This is a genomic window from Variovorax sp. GW822-FHT04E09, assembly GCF_058800845.1.
This window is the reverse complement of sequence record NZ_JBXAMR010000001.1, coordinates 1157041-1171759: the sequence shown is the minus strand read 5'-3', so window position 1 is coordinate 1171759 and position 14719 is coordinate 1157041. Positions and strand designations below refer to the sequence as shown.

The window sequence follows — 14719 nt, the reverse complement described above, 5'->3', positions numbered from 1 at the left end:
CCATGTCGCACGCCTGCCTGCTGCCCCGCGGCGATGCCGCGGGGACCGCCCCTGCGCCGCCGGACGTCCAGCAACTCCTGGTGGCGCACTACGCGCAGCTGCACCGGCGGCTGTCGCTGCACCTGGGGTGTGCCGACGCCGCCACCGAAAGCCTGCACGATGCCTGGCTGCGTCTGGGCGAGGCCGCCTTCGCGGACACCTTGCAGAACCCCGTGGCCTACATCTTCCGCGTGGCCTGCAATGCGGCGATGGACCGCCTGCGCGCCGAGCGCCCCTGGCAGTACGCCGGCGAGGCGGAGGACACGCTCGCGCAGGTGGCCGATCACGCGCCGGGGCCCGAGCTGATCGCCGAGGCGCGCTCCGACCTGAAGGCGGTCGAACGCGCGATGCAGGGGCTGCCGCACCGCCATCAGGACATCTTCGTGGCCCTGCGCGTGCACGAGCTGACGCGGCACGAGGTGGCCGTGCGGCACGGGCTGTCGCTGCGGCGGGTGGATTCCACGCTGCGCCAGGCGCTGCAGCGGCTGCCGACCGGTCGCCGCTCGGACATGCATGCCTGAGTCGTTGCTTTTGTATGCAATGTTTGCAAATGAAAACTAAAGGCCTATGATGAATTCATCATGGACTCCGCCAGACTCGACCTTCACGTGCCAGGTGGCTGGACGGGATGGTTCGAACTCACGCGCACCCCGAAGGGCACCTACGCCGGCATCGCGGCGCTGAGCCTGGACGGCATTCCGCGCTGCGCGCTGGTCATCACCCAGCAGTTGTCGTGGGACTCGGCCGTGGCGCGCGCGAACGTGCGCGCGGAGCACTTCGTGCGGCAGTGGTCCGAGCGCGCGCACTGACGAAGGCATCGGCTGCGCGCTCGCGCCGCGCGTGGTAGAAACCGCCACCCGTGGGCGCGGTCGTGCACCGCGCCGCGCGGCAGCGGCGTTTTTTCTCCTTCGCTCCCGTGCCCTTGCCCTCCCTCTTTTCTGTCGTTCATGCGCAACCTGTCCCCCCGGGCTGACGTGCCGCGCGCCCGGTGGTTCGCCTGGCTGCTGTGCAGCCTGGCGATGCTCGTGCTCGCCGGTTGCGCCGGCCTGCCGACCGAGGTGGTGCGCAAGCCCTCGAGTGCCATCACCGACGGCGCGGACACCGCGCTGGGCCGCCTCGTGCGGGCCGCCGCGCCGCCGGGCGAGCCGCTCAGCGGCTTTCGCCTGCTGCCGATGCCGCAGTTCTCGCTGCACGCGCGCATCGAGCTGGCGCGCCGCGCGCAGCGCTCCATCGACGTGCAGTACTACCTCGTGCAGAACGACGAGACCGGCCGCTACCTGCTGCGCACGCTGCGCGACGCGGCCGACCGCGGCGTGCGCGTGCGCCTGCTGGTGGACGACCTGTACACGGCGGGCGCCGACCCGCTGTTCACCAGCTTTGCGTCGCACCCGAACGTCAAGGTGCGCCTGTTCAACCCGTTCCCGGCCGGGCGTTCACGCTTCGGCACGCGCTGGGCGTGGTCGATCCTGGACTTCGACCGCGTGCACCGCCGCATGCACAACAAGCTGTTCGTGGTCGACAACACGATGGCGGTCATGGGCGGGCGCAACATCGCCAACGAGTATTTCTTGCGCGACGGCGGCTCCAACTTCATCGACATCGACACGCTGGTGGCCGGCGCCGTGGTGCCCCGGCTGTCCTCGCTGTTCGACATGTACTGGAACAGCCAATACGTCTACCCCATCGAGTCGCTGGTGCCGCGCGGCAACGAGTCGGCGCAGGCGCTGCGCGAGCGCTTCGACCGGCTCACCACGGGCCCCGAGACGCTGCACCCCGAAGAGCCCGAATCGACCGACCTGCTGGGCCACAACCCGCTGGCCAAGGACCTCAACGCCGGCAAGCTCGCGCTGAGCTGGGCGCGCGCCGAGGCGTATGCCGACGCGCCCGCCAAGGCGCTGGCGCCCACCGACGAAGGGCGCGGGCTGCCGGCCGACCAGGCCGCCGACAGCGTGCTCTACAACGTGCAGCGCTACCTGCGCGGCGCACAGCACGGGGTGCTGCTGACCACGCCCTACCTGATCCCCGGGCGGGGCGGCATGGAGACGATGCAGATCGTGCGCGGCAACGGCGTGGGCTACACCATCGTCACCAACTCGCTGGCGGCCACCGACGAGTCGCTGGTGCACATCGGCTACCGGCGCTATCGCGCGCAGATGCTGCGGCTGGGCGTGGAGCTGTACGAGCTGAGCCCCAAGCGCGTGGAGCAGACCAAGCGCTTCGGCATCTACGGCTCGGCCAGCGGGCGGCTGCACGGCAAGTCGGCGGTGATCGACGGGCAGGTGGTGTTCGTCGGCTCGATGAACTTCGATCCGCGCTCGGCGCTGCACAACACGGAGATCGGCCTGTTCATCTTCAGCCCGCAGATCGCGCAGCAGCTGACGAGCCTGATCGGTTTCATGCGGCTGGACGGCGCCTACCAGCTGCAGCTGGGGCCGCGCGGCGGCATCGAGTGGGTGAACCCGGCGTCGGGCGACGGGGCGGACACCATCCTGCACACCGAACCCGAGACCCATTTCTGGGCCCGCTGGCGGCTGGAGCTGCTGGCGCCCCTGGTGCCCGAAAGCCTGCTGTAACGGCTTTTACGTTTACTGCTGCAAACGGCCGTTGAGGTACGGCTCGGGATCGACGGCGGTGCCGTTCTTGCGGATCTCGAAATGCAGCTTCACGCGGTCGGATTCGCTGTTGCCCATTTCGGCGATCTTCTGGCCCTGGCGCACCACGGCGCCTTCCTTCACGAGGATGGTCTTCGCGTGGGCGTAGGCCGTGAGGAAGGTTTCGTTGTGTTTCACGATGACCATGTTGCCGTAGGAGCGCAGCTCGCCGCCCACGTACACCACGCGGCCATCGGCCGAGGCCACGATGGGGTCGCCCAGGTTGCCCGCGATGTCCAGGCCCTTGTTGCGCACGCCGTCGAAGCGGCCCACGGTGGTGCCGGCGGCGGGGCGGATGAAGAGCGCCTGGCGCGGTGGCGGCGGCGTAGCGCCTGGAACAGGCTGCTGCGGCGGCGTGGGGCCGGGCGTGGTGCAGGCGGCAATGCCCCCGGCCACGAGCAGCGTGGCGGCGGTTCGGAAAACAAAAGTCTGAAGGTGCATGACGCTGTTGGAACGGATTCGTTGCGGAGGGTTCCGTCGAAGGCCGACATCTCGGTGTCGGCCGCTCGGACGATGCTAGCAAACTCGCATCGCCGAGCTGTTCAGCAGCCCCTTCACTTGAGCGGGATCGGCGTGCCGCGATCGACCGGCACGGCCGTGATGCTGTTCTTGGGCGAGCCGTCGATCAGCAGGTCGGAGTAGGTCAGGTAGACCAGCGTGTTGCGTTTGGGATCGACCATGCGCACCACGCGCAGGCGCTTGAAGAGCACCGACAGGCGTTCGCTGTAGACCTCTTCGCGCTTGGGCAGCGGCTGCGTGATGCTCACCGGGCCGACCTGGCGGCAGGCGATGGAGGCCTCGGCCTTGTCCTCGGCCACGCCGAAGGCGCCGGCGATGCCGCCGGTTCGCGCGCGCGAGACATAGCAGGTGACGCCGCTGACCTTGGGGTCGTCGTAGGCCTCGACCACGATCTTGTGGTCCGGGCCGATGAGCTTGAAGGCGGTGTCGACCTCGCCGACCGTGTCGGCCTTGGCTGCCGAAGCTGCGAGTGCGAAGCCGAGGCTGGCGCCACAGAGGAGGGTGGCGCGCAGGGTCTTGAGCATGGGGAAATTTTTCAAACGATGCTGAGTTCGTGGACGCGGTCGAAGCTGCCGCGCTTGCGGTCTTCGAAGTAATGTTCGAGCGCCTGGCGCACGGTGCGAAAGGCGATCTCGTCCCAGGGAATCTCGTCCTCGGTGAACAGGCGCGCCTCGATCGTCTCGTGGCCCGGGTCGAAGCGGTCGTCGAGCAGGCGGGCGCGGTAGAACATGTGGACCTGGCCCACGCGCACCACGCTGATCACGGCGAACAGGCCCTCGATCTCGAAGTTCGCGCCGGCCTCCTCGTCGGTCTCGCGGGCCGCGCCCTCGGCGGTGGTTTCCTCGAGCTCCATGAAGCCCGCGGGCAGCGTCCACTTGCCCCAGCGCGGCTCGATGTTGCGCTTGCACAGCAGCACCTTGTCGCCCAGCACGGGGATGGTGCCCACCACGTTCAGCGGGTTCTCGTAATGGATCGTGTGGCAGGCCGGGCACACCGCGCGCTGCTTGGTGTCGCCGTCGTCCGGCACGCGGTAGACCACCGCCGTGCCGCAGTTCTTGCAATGCTTGATGGGTACGCGAAGGAGCATGAAGAGGGACCGCGCGGGCGTCAGACGATCTTGACGGTCAGCGCGGGCAGGCCTGCGACCTGGCCCACCAGCGTGTCGCCGGCCACCACGGCCGCGACGCCCTCGGGCGTGCCCGTGAAGATCAGGTCGCCGGGCTGCAGCTCCCAGGCCGCCGACAGGTGCTCGATGGTCTCGGCCACGTTCCAGATCAGCTTGCTCACGGTGCTGCGCTGGCGGTCTTCGCCATTCACCTGCAGCGAGATCTCGGCCTGCTCGGCGTTGCCGGCCTGTGCCACGGGCACGATCGGGCCGATGGGCGCGCTCTGCTCGAAGCTCTTGCCGATGTCCCAGGGGCGGCCCTGCTTCTTCATGTCGTTCTGCAGGTCGCGGCGCGTCATGTCCAGGCCCACGGCGTAGCCGTAGATGTGCTTGTGGGCGTCGGCCGCTTTGATGTTCTTGCCGCCGGTGCCGATGGCCACCACGAGCTCGATCTCGTGGTGCAGGTTCTTCGTGAGCGTGGGGTAGGCCATGGTGCCGGTCTGGCCCGCTTCGACCGTCACCAGCGCATCGGCCGGCTTCATGAAGAAGAAGGGCGGCTCGCGGCCGGTGAAACCCATTTCCTTGGCGTGATCTTCGTAGTTGCGGCCCACGCAGTAGATGCGGTGCACCGGGAAGCGTGCGGGCTGACCGGCCACCGGCACCGAAACGGTGGCCGGCGGGGCGAAAACAAACTCGGAAGCCATGGGAAGGTGTCCTTTTTCAGCGAAGCGGGAGGGGAGACCGGCAGTGTGCCAGAGGCGGCACGGGCTTGCCGGCACGCCGGACTCGGGATTTTGCGGCGGCCCACAATAGGCGCTTCTGCGCGTTTCCCCGACCCCTTTCCCGACCTCTTTTCTCCCTCGCTCCACCATGCCCATCCGACTCGGCAAAGCCGGCAAGGCCACCGCCTTCAACGAACTCGGCCGCGAACGCGACGAGGCCGGCGACCAGGACGGCGCCCTGGCCGCCTACGCGCAGGCCAGCGCCATCCATCCGTACTGGTCGGCGCCCTGGTACAACGCCGGGCTCATCCACAAGTACCGCGGCGACTGGGCCGCGTCGTTGCAGGCCAACGCCCGCGCCGTGCAGTGCGAGCCGGGCAACGAAGGCGCGCTGTGGAACCTGGGCATCGCGGCCACCGCGCTGGGCGACTGGCCCACGGCGCGGCGCGCATGGCGCCAGTACGGCATCGGCATCCCGGACGGTGAAGGGCCGGTCGACTATTTCGTCGGCCTCACGCCGATCCGCGTGCACGGCGACGAGGCCAGCGAGGTGGTCTGGGCCGACCGCATCGACCCGGCGCGCGCGATCCTGCGCAACGTGCCGACGCCCGCCAGCGGCCACCGCTACGGCGACCTGGTGCTGCACGACGGCGCCGCCAACGGCTACCGCCGCCGCGGCGAGCGCGAGGTGCCGGTGTTCGACGCGCTCGCGCTGATCGCGCCGTCGGACCATGCGACCTACGAAGTCTTCGTCGAAGACGTGCAGGCCGAGGCGATCGATGCGCTGGTGCGCCGCTTCGAGGAAGCGGGCCTCAGCGCCGAGAACTGGACCAGCAGCATGCAGGTGCTGTGCAAGGCCTGTTCCGAAGGGCGCCCCGACGACCAGCACAACCACGCGCCCGGCGAACCACCCGCGGCCGAAGGGCCGTGGCACCTGGGCATCGCCGCGCGCGAAGAAGCCGCGGCGCGCGGCCTGCTCGATGCGTGGCAGCAAGAACACCCCGAAGCCCGGCTGCGCGATTTCCGCTGCGCATTGCCGGCCACACCACGCTCCTGAGAGGGCGCTATCCTCGAGAAATCATGAAGCTGCATAACTATTTCCGCTCCTCCGCCTCGTTCCGCGTGCGCATCGCCCTGAACCTCAAGGGCCTGGACTACGACTACGTGCCCGTGCACATCGCACGCGGCGAACACCGCACCGGCCCGTACTCGGCGATCTCGGCCGACATGCTCGTGCCGCTGCTCGAGGACGAAGGCGAGCGCTTCTCGCAGTCGATGGCCATCATCGAATACCTGGACGAAACGCACCCCGAGCCGGCGCTGCTGCCCAGCGACCCGGTGGGCCGCGCCCACGTGCGCGCGCTGGCGCAGTCGATCGCCTGCGAGATCCACCCGCTGAACAACCTGCGCGTGCTCAAGTACCTCGTGAAGGAACTGAAGGTCGACGACGAAGCCAAGAACACCTGGTACCGCCACTGGGTGCGCGACGGCCTGCTGTCGTTCGAGCGCCAGCTCGCGCAGCACCCGGGCGGCACCTATTGCTGGGGCGACACGCCCACCATCGCCGACTGCTGCCTCGTGCCGCAGATCTTCAACGGCCGCCGCTTCGACTGCGACTTCAGCGGCCTGCCGCGCACCATGGCCGCCTTCGACGCCTGCATGAAGCTCGACGCCTTCCAGCGCGCGCAGCCTTCGCAGTCGCCCGACGCGGAACCCTGAGCCGGCGCGTCGCGATGAATCCGCAATGGCTGGTGCCCGAATGGCCCGCGCCGCCGAACGTGCGCGCGCTGTGCACCACGCGCGACGGCGGGGTGTCGACCGGGCGCTATGACAGCCTGAACCTCGGCGACCACGTGGCCGACGACGCCGCGCTCGTCGCCGAGAACCGCCGGCGGTTGCAGCAGGCGATCGGCACGCGGCCGGTGTTCCTGCAGCAGGTGCATGGCACGGGGCTCGTGTCGCTCGACGAGGCCGTGCCCGACGGCACCGTCGCCGATGCCTGCACGGCCACGACCTCCGCGCGCGCCTGCACGGTCATGGTGGCCGACTGCCTGCCCGTGCTCTTCACCGACGAACTCGGCCACCGCGTGGCCGCTGCGCATGCGGGCTGGCGCGGGCTGGCCGGCGGCGTGCTCGAGCAGATCGTGCGCGCCTTCGCGCAGGACGAAGGCGCGCCGCGCCTGTTGGCCTGGCTCGGCCCCTGCATCGGCCCGAAGGCCTTCGAGGTGGGGGCGGAGGTCAAGGCCGCCTTCGAGGCGCAGTCGCCCGAGGCGGTGTCGTGCTTCACGCCCGCGGCGGCCGAAGGCAAGTGGCTGGCCGACCTGCCCGCGCTCGCGCGGCAGCGGCTGCGTGCGGTGGGTGTCGAGTCGCTCCATGGCAACGACAGCGGCGATGCGTGGTGCACCGTCGCACAGCCGTCACGGTTCTTTTCGCACCGGCGCGACGGCGTCAGCGGGCGGTTCGCTGCGCTGGTCTGGAAGGTCTGAAGCCGCAGCCTCCGCGGCGGCGCGGCGCGCGGCCTCCTGGGCCTGCGCCTCGCGTTCCTTGATCGCCCGCCGGCGCGCCGGCGTGGCCATCAGGTAGATCACCAGCGCCACCGGCGCGAGGCCGTAAAGAAGAAATGTGAAGATGGCGCCCAGCACCGTGCCCGTGGTGTTGGTGGCTTCGGCTACCGCCATCATCACGGCCACATAGAGCCAGCCGATCACGATCAAATGGATGAACACAGGCGCAGACGTTTTGTTTCAAGGGATTAGTGAAAGCGCGGCGTTGTGAGTGCCTTGCGAATGCAGCATACTCAAAACACGCAAGCCATCCGTTCGTATCGACCCAGGCCACGGCCAGGAGACATGATGAAGCAACAAGACACGGGGGCCGATGCGTTCGCGCCCTTTCAAAAAGCCCTCACGCAGGGCTGGACCCAGGCCATGGAGGCTTTCCAGAAAGCTGCAGGTCCAGGAGGTTCCGCCGCTTTCGACGTCGGCGGCACGCCGCTATGGCAATTGCCACAAATGGCGCAATTCCCGGGCGCAGCCGCCATGCCCGAGCTGCCCAAGTTCTCCATCGATCCCGAGCAGCTGCAGTCCATCCAGCAGCAGTACCTGAGCGACGCCACCGACCTGTGGCGCCGCGGCTTCGGTGCCCGCCCAGAGGGCGACAAGCGCTTTGCCGCCGAGGCCTGGGGCAGCAACCCGCTGGCGGCCTTCTCGGCCGCCGTGTATCTGCTCAACGGCCGCACCATGATGCGCATGGCCGAGGCCATCGACGCCGACGACAAGACCAAGGCGCGCCTGCGCTTCGCGGTCGAGCAGTGGATGGCCGCGGCCTCGCCCAGCAACTCGCTCGCCTTCAACGCCGAGGCGCAGAAGAAAGCCATCGACACGCAGGGCGAGAGCATCGCCAAGGGCATCCAGAACCTGCTGCATGACATGAAGCAGGGCCACGTCAGCATGACCGACGAGAGCGCCTTTGAAGTGGGGCGCAACGTGGCCACCACCGAAGGCGCCGTGGTGTTCGAGAACGACTATTTCCAGCTGCTCGAATACAAGCCGCTCACCGCCAAGGTGTACGAGCGGCCGTTCCTGCTGGTGCCGCCGTGCATCAACAAGTTCTACATCCTCGACCTGCAGCCCGACAACTCGCTCATCCGCTATGCGAACGAGCAGGGCCACCGCGTGTTCGTGGTGAGCTGGCGCAACCCCGACGAGTCGCTGGCCCAGGCCACCTGGGACGACTACATCGAGAACGCCGCCATCAAGGCCATCCATACCGTGCAGGAGATCAGCGGCAGCAAGCAGATCAACACGCTGGGTTTCTGCGTGGGCGGCACCATCCTGAGCACCGCGCTGGCCGTGCTCGCGGCGCGCGGCGAGAAGCCGGCCGCGTCGGTCACGCTGCTGACCACCTTCCTCGATTTCAGCGACACCGGCATCCTGGACATCTTCGTGGACGAGCCCATGGTGCAGTACCGCGAGATGCAACTGGGCAAGGGCGGCCTGCTGCCGGGCGGCGACCTGGCCTCGACCTTCAGCTTCCTGCGCCCGAACGACCTGGTGTGGAACTACGTGGTCGGCAACTACCTCAAGGGCGAGACGCCGCCGGCCTTCGACCTGCTGTACTGGAACAGCGACGCCACCAACCTGCCGGGCCCGTTCTACGCCTGGTACCTGCGCAACACGTACCACGAGAACAAGCTGGCCAAGCCGAATGCGCTCACCGTGTGCGGCGAGAAGATCGACCTGGGCAAGATCGACATCCCGGCCTACATCTACGGCTCGCGCGAAGATCACATCGTGCCCATCGGCGGCGCCTACACCTCCACGCAACTGCTCACGGGCAAGAAGCGCTTCGTGATGGGGGCCTCGGGCCACATCGCCGGCGTGATCAACCCGCCCGCCAAGAACAAGCGCAGCCACTGGCTGCGCGAGGACGGCAAGTTTCCCAAGACCCAGCCCGAATGGCTGGCCGGCGCGCAGGAGCAGCCGGGCAGCTGGTGGACCGACTGGGCACAATGGCTCAAGGGCCACGCGGGCAAGCAGATCCCCGCGCCCAAGGGCTACGGCAACGGCAAGGCCTACAAGGCCATCGAACCGGCGCCGGGACGCTACGTGAAGGCCAAGGCCTGAACGGGCGCCAGCTCCCGCAAGATCGCAACCGATTTCAAATCACCTCAACGGAGAGAACCTCATGGAAGACATCGTCATCGTTTCGGCTGCGCGTACGGCGGTCGGCAAATTCGGCGGCTCGCTCGCCGGCATTCCCGCCACCGAGCTGGGCGCCCTCGTGATCAAGGAAGTGATCGCGCGCGCCAACCTCACGGCCGACCAGGTAGGCGAGGCCATCATGGGCCAGGTGCTCGCGGCCGGCGCCGGCCAGAACCCCGCACGCCAGGCCTGGCTCAAGGGCGGCGGCACCAAGGAAACGCCGGCGCTCACCATCAACGCCGTGTGCGGCTCGGGCCTGAAGGCCGTGATGCTGGCGGCGCAGGCCGTGGCCACGGGTGACTCCGAAATCGTGATCGCCGGCGGCCAGGAAAACATGAGCATGGCGCCGCACGTGCTGCCCAACTCGCGCAACGGCCAGCGCATGGGCGACTGGAAGCTGGTCGACACCATGATCGTCGACGGCCTGTGGGACGTGTACAACCAGTACCACATGGGCATCACGGCCGAGAACGTGGCCAAGAAGTACAACATCGACCGCGCTTCGCAGGACGAACTGGCCCTGGCCAGTCAGACCAAGGCCGCCGCCGCGCAGGACGCCGGCAAGTTCAAGGACGAAATCGTCGGCGTGAGCATTCCGCAGAAGAAGGGCGACCCCATCGTCTTCAACCAGGACGAGTTCATCAACCGCAAGACCAACGCCGAAGTGCTGGCTGGCCTGCGCCCCGCCTTCGACAAGGCCGGCGGCGTGACCGCGGGCAATGCCTCGGGCCTGAACGACGGCGCCGCCGCCGTGATGGTCATGACGGCCAAGAAGGCCGCCGCCCTGGGCCTGAAGCCGCTGGGCCGCATCGCCAGCTACGCCACCGCCGGCCTGGACCCGACCATCATGGGCATGGGCCCCGTGCCGGCATCGCAGAAGGCGCTGCAGCGCGCCGGCTGGAAGGCCGCCGACCTCGACCTGCTCGAGATCAACGAAGCCTTCGCCGCACAGGCCTGCGCCGTGAACCGTGAAATGGGCTGGGACGTGAACAAGGTGAACGTGAACGGCGGCGCCATCGCCATCGGCCACCCCATCGGCGCGTCGGGCTGCCGCATCCTGGTGACGCTGCTGCATGAAATGCAACGCCAGAACGCCAAGAAGGGCATCGCCTCGCTGTGCATCGGCGGCGGCATGGGCGTGGCGCTGACGATCGAGCGCTGAGCCTGATCACCGGGTGAACCGGTACGGGGAGGGGAGGCAGGGGCTCGCAAGGGCTGCTGCCTCCTCTCCCTTTTTTGTGCGCGCTGTAGCGGCGCTCGCCTGCGGCTTACTTCGATCGGTCCGAAGCCACGAGGTCCCAGGCCAGGCCCGCGAGCCAGCCGATGCCCACCAGCCACGCGCCGGCGTGCACCGTGTCGATGTCGGCGGGTGCCAGCCAGTGAACCAGCAAGGCAATCAGCAGCCCGGCGACGGCGCCGAGGCAGGACCAAGGGGAGCTGAGCGCTTCGAGCATGTCAGGGCGACTGTAGCGGCCCTCTTTCGCGCCTCGCATCGACCCGATTCGGCGTAATGAGAACCTTTGGATTCATTTGGGCGACGGTCACCCGACTGGCTGACGCTCTTGTTCACCGCTCAAAAATTGAGCAAAGTGTGGAATCCCTTTGTAAAACAACAACTTGCATCCGTTTTACAAAGCTCCACCCGAGTTACCCCCAAAGTTGCCCACAGAAAGTGGGGATTGCAGCGGACTTCTTCACAACCCGCCGCAAGTCGTTGGTTTCAAAGGGCAGCCTAGCACAGGCAACCCCCTGTTTTTTCGCTTGACTTTCCTGTTTTAGAGCCATTTTTGGACCCATCGGCCGCCAGACTTGTGCACTGCAAAAATTTTAAGCAGACTAACTATTCCCTTTATAAAACAACGACTTGCAATCGCTTTACAACGCTGCCCCTGACTTACCCCCAAAGTTGTGCACAGAAAATGGGGAAGACATCGGGTTTCTCACAAGCCGCCTGCAAGTGCCTGTTTTTGGCCGGAAAACGAGCCGTCAGCCGGTTTCGGCTTGTGCGTCGGCGTAGTGCTTGCACAAGGTCTCGACCAGCGCCTGGGCGTACACGGGCAGGGCGGCGCGGTCGCGCACGAGCAGGTAGCGCTCGCGCACGCACCAGGGGTCGCTGAGCTCGACCAGCGCGAGCCCCATGCTCTCCTGGTTGCGCCGCGCGGCCGACTCCGGCACCACGCCGATGCCCACGCCGCTGCCGATCATCCGGCACATGGCGTCGAAGCTGCCGAGCTGGATGCGCAGCTTCTGGCGCTTGCCCAGGTGGTCGGTGATCTGCCCCAGGAAGGCCTGCAGCGTGCTGCCCTGCTGCATGCCGATGGCGTCTTCGTCGAGCGTTTCGGCGAAGGAGATGCGGCGGCGCCGCGCAAAGCGGTGCTGGCGCGAGGTGACGAGCACCAGCCGGTCGGTGCTGAAGTGGATGGTGTCCAGGCCCAGTGTGTCCATCTGGCCCGCGACGATGCCGATGTCGGCGCGCCCGTCGCGCACGCCGCGCGGGATCTGAGCATTCGGTTTTTCCTGAAGGTCGACGTTGATGCGCGGGTTGGCGGCCAGGAAGCCGGGCAGGATCTCGGGCAGGAAATCGGTCACCGCCGTGGTGTTGGCGAACACGCGCAGGTGGCCGCGCAGGCCGCCGCCGTACTCGAGCAGGTCGGCGCGCAGCTGGTCGGCCTGGTGCAGCACCAGCCGGGCGTGGTGCAAAAAGGCCTCGCCCGGCGGCAGCAGGCGCACGCCGCGGGCCTCGCGCTGCAGCAGCTGCAGGCCGGCCTGGGTCTCGAGCGCCTTGATGCGCGCGCTGGCCGCGGCCAGCGACAGGTGCTGGCGCTCGGCCGCCCGCGTGAGGTTGCCGAGTTCGGCCGTGGCCACGAACAGGCGCAGGTCGGTGAGGTCGAAGAGCATGGGGCGATGGTAGTCAAGCCTTCGGAATTTCAGAAGCCTGGCTTCCGAAATCGCAGATTGCGCCGACGGGGCGGGCAGAAGACCATGCGGCCATGGAGACACAACACAAGCAACCAACCAGCGGATTAAGAGTCCGCTGTTCTATTCCGATGAGATTCCGCGCCCGCGCGCTGATTGCCTTCGGCCTCGCCGCCACCGCCTTGCTGGCCGCCAACCCGGCCACCGCCCAGACCTACCCCTCGCGCCCCATCACGCTCGTCGTGCCCCAGGCCGCGGGCGGCACCAACGACATCGTCGGCCGCCTCGTCGGCCAGAAGCTCGGCGAGGTGCTGAACAACGCCAGCGTCGTGGTCGACAACCGCCCCGGCGCGGGCGGCAACATCGGCACGCAGCTGGTCGCCAAGGGCCCGAAGGACGGCTACACGCTGCTCATGACGATCAGCAGCAGCCAGGCCATCAACCCCGCGCTGTACAAGAACCCGGGCTTCGACCCCGAGAAAGACTTCAAGCCCGTCGGCCTGGTCGGCGCCGTGCCCAACGTGCTGCTGGTGAACCCGTCGTTTCCCGGGAAGAACTTCGCCGAATTCCTGAAGCTGGCGCGCGCGAAGGGCGCCAACTACCAGTACGCCTCGGCCGGCAACGGCACGCTCAACCACCTGCTGGGCGAAATGCTCAACAGCATGGGCGGCATCTCGATGCAGCACGTGCCGTACAAGGGCGTGGCGCCCGCGCTCAACGACGTGCTGGGCGGGCAGTTGCCGATCGTGTTCGCGAGCTTGCCTTCGGCGCTGGCGCACATCAAGGCCGGCAAGCTGCGCGCGCTGGCCGTGAGCGGCGAGAAGCGCTCGCCCGTGTTGCCCGACGTGCCCGCCATCGCCGAGCAGGTGCCGGGCTACAACGGCACGCTGTGGATCGGCCTGTTCGCGCCCGCGGGCGTGCCGGCCGACGTGCTCGCCACCCTGCAGGACGCCACGCGCAAGGCGCTCGCGGCCAAGGACCTGCGCGACAAGCTTGACCAGCAGGGCGTGGAGATCGCCGCGCCCACCTCGCCCGATCAGTTCTCGGCGCTGCTGCATGCCGACCTCGCCAAGTGGGCGCGCATCGTCAAGGCCTCGGGCGCCGCGGTCGACTGACCTCGCCACTCATCTTTCTTCCCGACACACACGACATGACTTCTCCCCTGATCGACGCCGAAGCCCTCGCACACCTGCAGGCCTGGCAGGGCCGCACCGAAACGCTGCGCGACGACCTCACGGCCACGCCCGTGCGCGGGCTGTCCGCCACGCTCGACCGCGACGACCCGTTGCCCGAGGCGGGCACGCGCCTGCCTGCGCTGTGGCACTGGCTCTACTTCCTGCCGCACCACCGCCAGTCGGAGATCGGCGAAGACGGCCATGCCAAGCGCGGCGGTTTCCTGCCGCCCGTGCCGCTGCCGCGCCGCATGTGGGCCGGCGGCCGGCTGACCTGGGAGCCGGGCAATCTGCTGCTGGTGGGCGATGCGGTCGAGCGCACGTCGACCATCGCCTCGGTCACGCACAAGGCCGGCCGCACGGGTGAGCTGGTGTTCGTGCTGGTGCGCCACGAAGTGCGTAACGCGCGCGGGCTCGCGCTGACCGAAGAGCACGACATCGTCTACCGCGCCGCCGCCGCACCCGGCGAGCCTGCGCCGCCGCCCACGCCCGCAGCGAAAGACGCCACCTTCAGCCGCGACCTCGTGCCCGACGACGTGCTGCTGTTCCGCTACTCGGCGCTGACCTTCAACGGCCACCGCATCCACTACGACCGTCGCTACGTGACGCAGGTCGAGGGCTACCCGGGCCTCATCGTGCACGGGCCGCTGATCGCGACGCTGCTGGTCGACCTGCTGCGCCGCAACGCGCCGGCCGATGCGCAGCTCGCGCGCTTCGAGTTCCGTGCCGTGCGCCCGACCTTCGACATCGCGCCGTTCCGTGTGCACGGCAAGCCCGCCGAAGGCAGCACCGACGGCAAGACCTTCAGCCTGTGGGGCGAAGACGCCGACGGCTGGCTCACGATGCAGGCCACGGCCGTGCTCGCCTGACGCAAGGAAAGAAAGAAGAAGCC

At 68.2% G+C, this 14719-nt stretch carries 17 protein-coding genes; 10 read left to right on the top strand and 7 right to left on the bottom strand.

What is annotated here, in order from left to right; translation table 11 throughout:
* Positions 1-2: 2 nt before the first annotated feature.
* The 3 genes from AC1RL8_RS05560 to AC1RL8_RS05550 all read left to right on the top strand — a co-directional run bounded on the left by AC1RL8_RS05560 (position 3) and on the right by AC1RL8_RS05550 (position 2612).
* Positions 3-560, top strand: coding sequence for an RNA polymerase sigma factor (locus AC1RL8_RS05560; RefSeq protein ID WP_492684141.1), 558 nt, complete (start codon positions 3-5; stop codon positions 558-560).
* A 60-nt stretch (positions 561-620) separates the two neighbouring features.
* Complete coding sequence (locus tag AC1RL8_RS05555; protein WP_070061133.1) at positions 621-848, top strand: hypothetical protein; 228 nt, start codon at positions 621-623, stop codon at positions 846-848.
* Between the two features lie 138 nt (positions 849-986).
* Positions 987-2612, top strand: coding sequence for a phospholipase D family protein (locus tag AC1RL8_RS05550; RefSeq protein WP_492684140.1), 1626 nt, complete (start codon positions 987-989; stop codon positions 2610-2612).
* Positions 2613-2624: 12 nt separating this feature from the next.
* Here the strand turns inward: AC1RL8_RS05550 and AC1RL8_RS05545 are convergent, their stop codons facing one another.
* From AC1RL8_RS05545 to AC1RL8_RS05530, 4 genes are all read right to left on the bottom strand, one after another.
* Complete coding sequence (locus AC1RL8_RS05545) at positions 2625-3131, bottom strand: murein hydrolase activator EnvC family protein (protein WP_062480281.1); 507 nt, start codon at positions 3129-3131, stop codon at positions 2625-2627.
* Positions 3132-3244: 113 nt separating this feature from the next.
* Positions 3245-3733 (bottom strand): CreA family protein, encoded by a 489-nt coding sequence (locus AC1RL8_RS05540; protein ID WP_492684139.1) that lies wholly within the window; start codon positions 3731-3733, stop codon positions 3245-3247.
* A gap of 11 nt (positions 3734-3744) precedes the next feature.
* Entirely contained in the window at positions 3745-4296 is a 552-nt protein-coding gene (locus AC1RL8_RS05535; RefSeq protein ID WP_062480276.1) for an NUDIX hydrolase, read from the bottom strand.
* Between the two features lie 20 nt (positions 4297-4316).
* Positions 4317-5018, bottom strand: a complete 702-nt coding sequence (locus AC1RL8_RS05530; protein WP_492684138.1) for a fumarylacetoacetate hydrolase family protein — start codon at positions 5016-5018, stop codon at positions 4317-4319.
* 166 nt (positions 5019-5184) lie between these two features.
* Between AC1RL8_RS05530 and AC1RL8_RS05525 the strand changes: the two genes are divergently transcribed.
* The 3 genes from AC1RL8_RS05525 to pgeF are packed head-to-tail and all read left to right on the top strand — an operon-like array spanning position 5185 to position 7522.
* On the top strand, positions 5185-6093 hold the full coding sequence (locus tag AC1RL8_RS05525) for a tetratricopeptide repeat protein (RefSeq protein ID WP_492684137.1): 909 nt from the start codon (positions 5185-5187) through the stop codon (positions 6091-6093).
* A 23-nt stretch (positions 6094-6116) separates the two neighbouring features.
* Positions 6117-6755 (top strand): maleylacetoacetate isomerase, encoded by a 639-nt coding sequence (gene maiA / locus AC1RL8_RS05520; protein WP_062480269.1) that lies wholly within the window; start codon positions 6117-6119, stop codon positions 6753-6755.
* 14 nt (positions 6756-6769) lie between these two features.
* Positions 6770-7522, top strand: coding sequence for a peptidoglycan editing factor PgeF (gene pgeF / locus AC1RL8_RS05515; RefSeq protein WP_492684136.1), 753 nt, complete (start codon positions 6770-6772; stop codon positions 7520-7522).
* Here pgeF and AC1RL8_RS05510 read toward each other — a convergent pair.
* Positions 7454-7756, bottom strand: coding sequence for a hypothetical protein (locus tag AC1RL8_RS05510; protein ID WP_493196445.1), 303 nt, complete (start codon positions 7754-7756; stop codon positions 7454-7456). The two genes, pgeF and AC1RL8_RS05510, sit on opposite strands and share 69 nt — an antisense overlap.
* 132 nt (positions 7757-7888) lie before the next feature.
* Here AC1RL8_RS05510 and phaC point away from each other — a divergent pair, with 132 nt between their 5' ends.
* Positions 7889-9661 carry a class I poly(R)-hydroxyalkanoic acid synthase gene (gene phaC / locus AC1RL8_RS05505; protein WP_492684135.1) on the top strand — a complete coding sequence of 591 codons (1773 nt, stop codon included), beginning with the start codon at positions 7889-7891 and terminating at the stop codon, positions 9659-9661.
* Between the two features lie 61 nt (positions 9662-9722).
* A complete protein-coding gene (locus AC1RL8_RS05500) occupies positions 9723-10901 on the top strand; it encodes an acetyl-CoA C-acetyltransferase (protein ID WP_062480264.1) in 1179 nt (392 codons plus the stop codon).
* Between the two features lie 106 nt (positions 10902-11007).
* Here AC1RL8_RS05500 and AC1RL8_RS05495 read toward each other — a convergent pair whose 3' ends face one another.
* Positions 11008-11193, bottom strand: coding sequence for a hypothetical protein (locus AC1RL8_RS05495; RefSeq protein WP_307585140.1), 186 nt, complete (start codon positions 11191-11193; stop codon positions 11008-11010).
* Between the two features lie 532 nt (positions 11194-11725).
* Positions 11726-12637 (bottom strand): LysR family transcriptional regulator, encoded by a 912-nt coding sequence (locus AC1RL8_RS05490; RefSeq protein ID WP_159271438.1) that lies wholly within the window; start codon positions 12635-12637, stop codon positions 11726-11728.
* 149 nt (positions 12638-12786) lie between these two features.
* Between AC1RL8_RS05490 and AC1RL8_RS05485 the strand changes: the two genes are divergently transcribed.
* Entirely contained in the window at positions 12787-13770 is a 984-nt protein-coding gene (locus AC1RL8_RS05485; RefSeq protein ID WP_492684134.1) for a tripartite tricarboxylate transporter substrate binding protein, read from the top strand.
* Between the two features lie 35 nt (positions 13771-13805).
* Positions 13806-14696, top strand: a complete 891-nt coding sequence (locus tag AC1RL8_RS05480) for an HTD2 family dehydratase (RefSeq protein ID WP_492684133.1) — start codon at positions 13806-13808, stop codon at positions 14694-14696.
* Positions 14697-14719 lie beyond the last annotated feature (23 nt).

Bases quoted from the DNA above. Each gene is read 5' to 3' on its own strand.
- AC1RL8_RS05560 (WP_492684141.1), top strand. From the start codon at position 3: ATGTCGCACGCCTGCCTGCTGCCCCGCGGCGATGCCGCGGGGACCGCC.
- AC1RL8_RS05480 (WP_492684133.1), top strand. From the start codon at position 13,806: ATGACTTCTCCCCTGATCGACGCCGAAGCCCTCGCACACCTGCAGGCC.
- AC1RL8_RS05535 (WP_062480276.1), bottom strand. From the start codon at position 4,296: ATGCTCCTTCGCGTACCCATCAAGCATTGCAAGAACTGCGGCACGGCG.
- maiA (WP_062480269.1), top strand. From the start codon at position 6,117: ATGAAGCTGCATAACTATTTCCGCTCCTCCGCCTCGTTCCGCGTGCGC.
- AC1RL8_RS05490 (WP_159271438.1), bottom strand. From the start codon at position 12,637: ATGCTCTTCGACCTCACCGACCTGCGCCTGTTCGTGGCCACGGCCGAA.
- AC1RL8_RS05555 (WP_070061133.1), top strand. From the start codon at position 621: ATGGACTCCGCCAGACTCGACCTTCACGTGCCAGGTGGCTGGACGGGA.
- AC1RL8_RS05485 (WP_492684134.1), top strand. From the start codon at position 12,787: ATGAGATTCCGCGCCCGCGCGCTGATTGCCTTCGGCCTCGCCGCCACC.
- AC1RL8_RS05525 (WP_492684137.1), top strand. From the start codon at position 5,185: ATGCCCATCCGACTCGGCAAAGCCGGCAAGGCCACCGCCTTCAACGAA.
- phaC (WP_492684135.1), top strand. From the start codon at position 7,889: ATGAAGCAACAAGACACGGGGGCCGATGCGTTCGCGCCCTTTCAAAAA.
- AC1RL8_RS05500 (WP_062480264.1), top strand. From the start codon at position 9,723: ATGGAAGACATCGTCATCGTTTCGGCTGCGCGTACGGCGGTCGGCAAA.
- pgeF (WP_492684136.1), top strand. From the start codon at position 6,770: ATGAATCCGCAATGGCTGGTGCCCGAATGGCCCGCGCCGCCGAACGTG.
- AC1RL8_RS05550 (WP_492684140.1), top strand. From the start codon at position 987: ATGCGCAACCTGTCCCCCCGGGCTGACGTGCCGCGCGCCCGGTGGTTC.
- AC1RL8_RS05530 (WP_492684138.1), bottom strand. From the start codon at position 5,018: ATGGCTTCCGAGTTTGTTTTCGCCCCGCCGGCCACCGTTTCGGTGCCG.
- AC1RL8_RS05495 (WP_307585140.1), bottom strand. From the start codon at position 11,193: ATGCTCGAAGCGCTCAGCTCCCCTTGGTCCTGCCTCGGCGCCGTCGCC.
- AC1RL8_RS05540 (WP_492684139.1), bottom strand. From the start codon at position 3,733: ATGCTCAAGACCCTGCGCGCCACCCTCCTCTGTGGCGCCAGCCTCGGC.
- AC1RL8_RS05545 (WP_062480281.1), bottom strand. From the start codon at position 3,131: ATGCACCTTCAGACTTTTGTTTTCCGAACCGCCGCCACGCTGCTCGTG.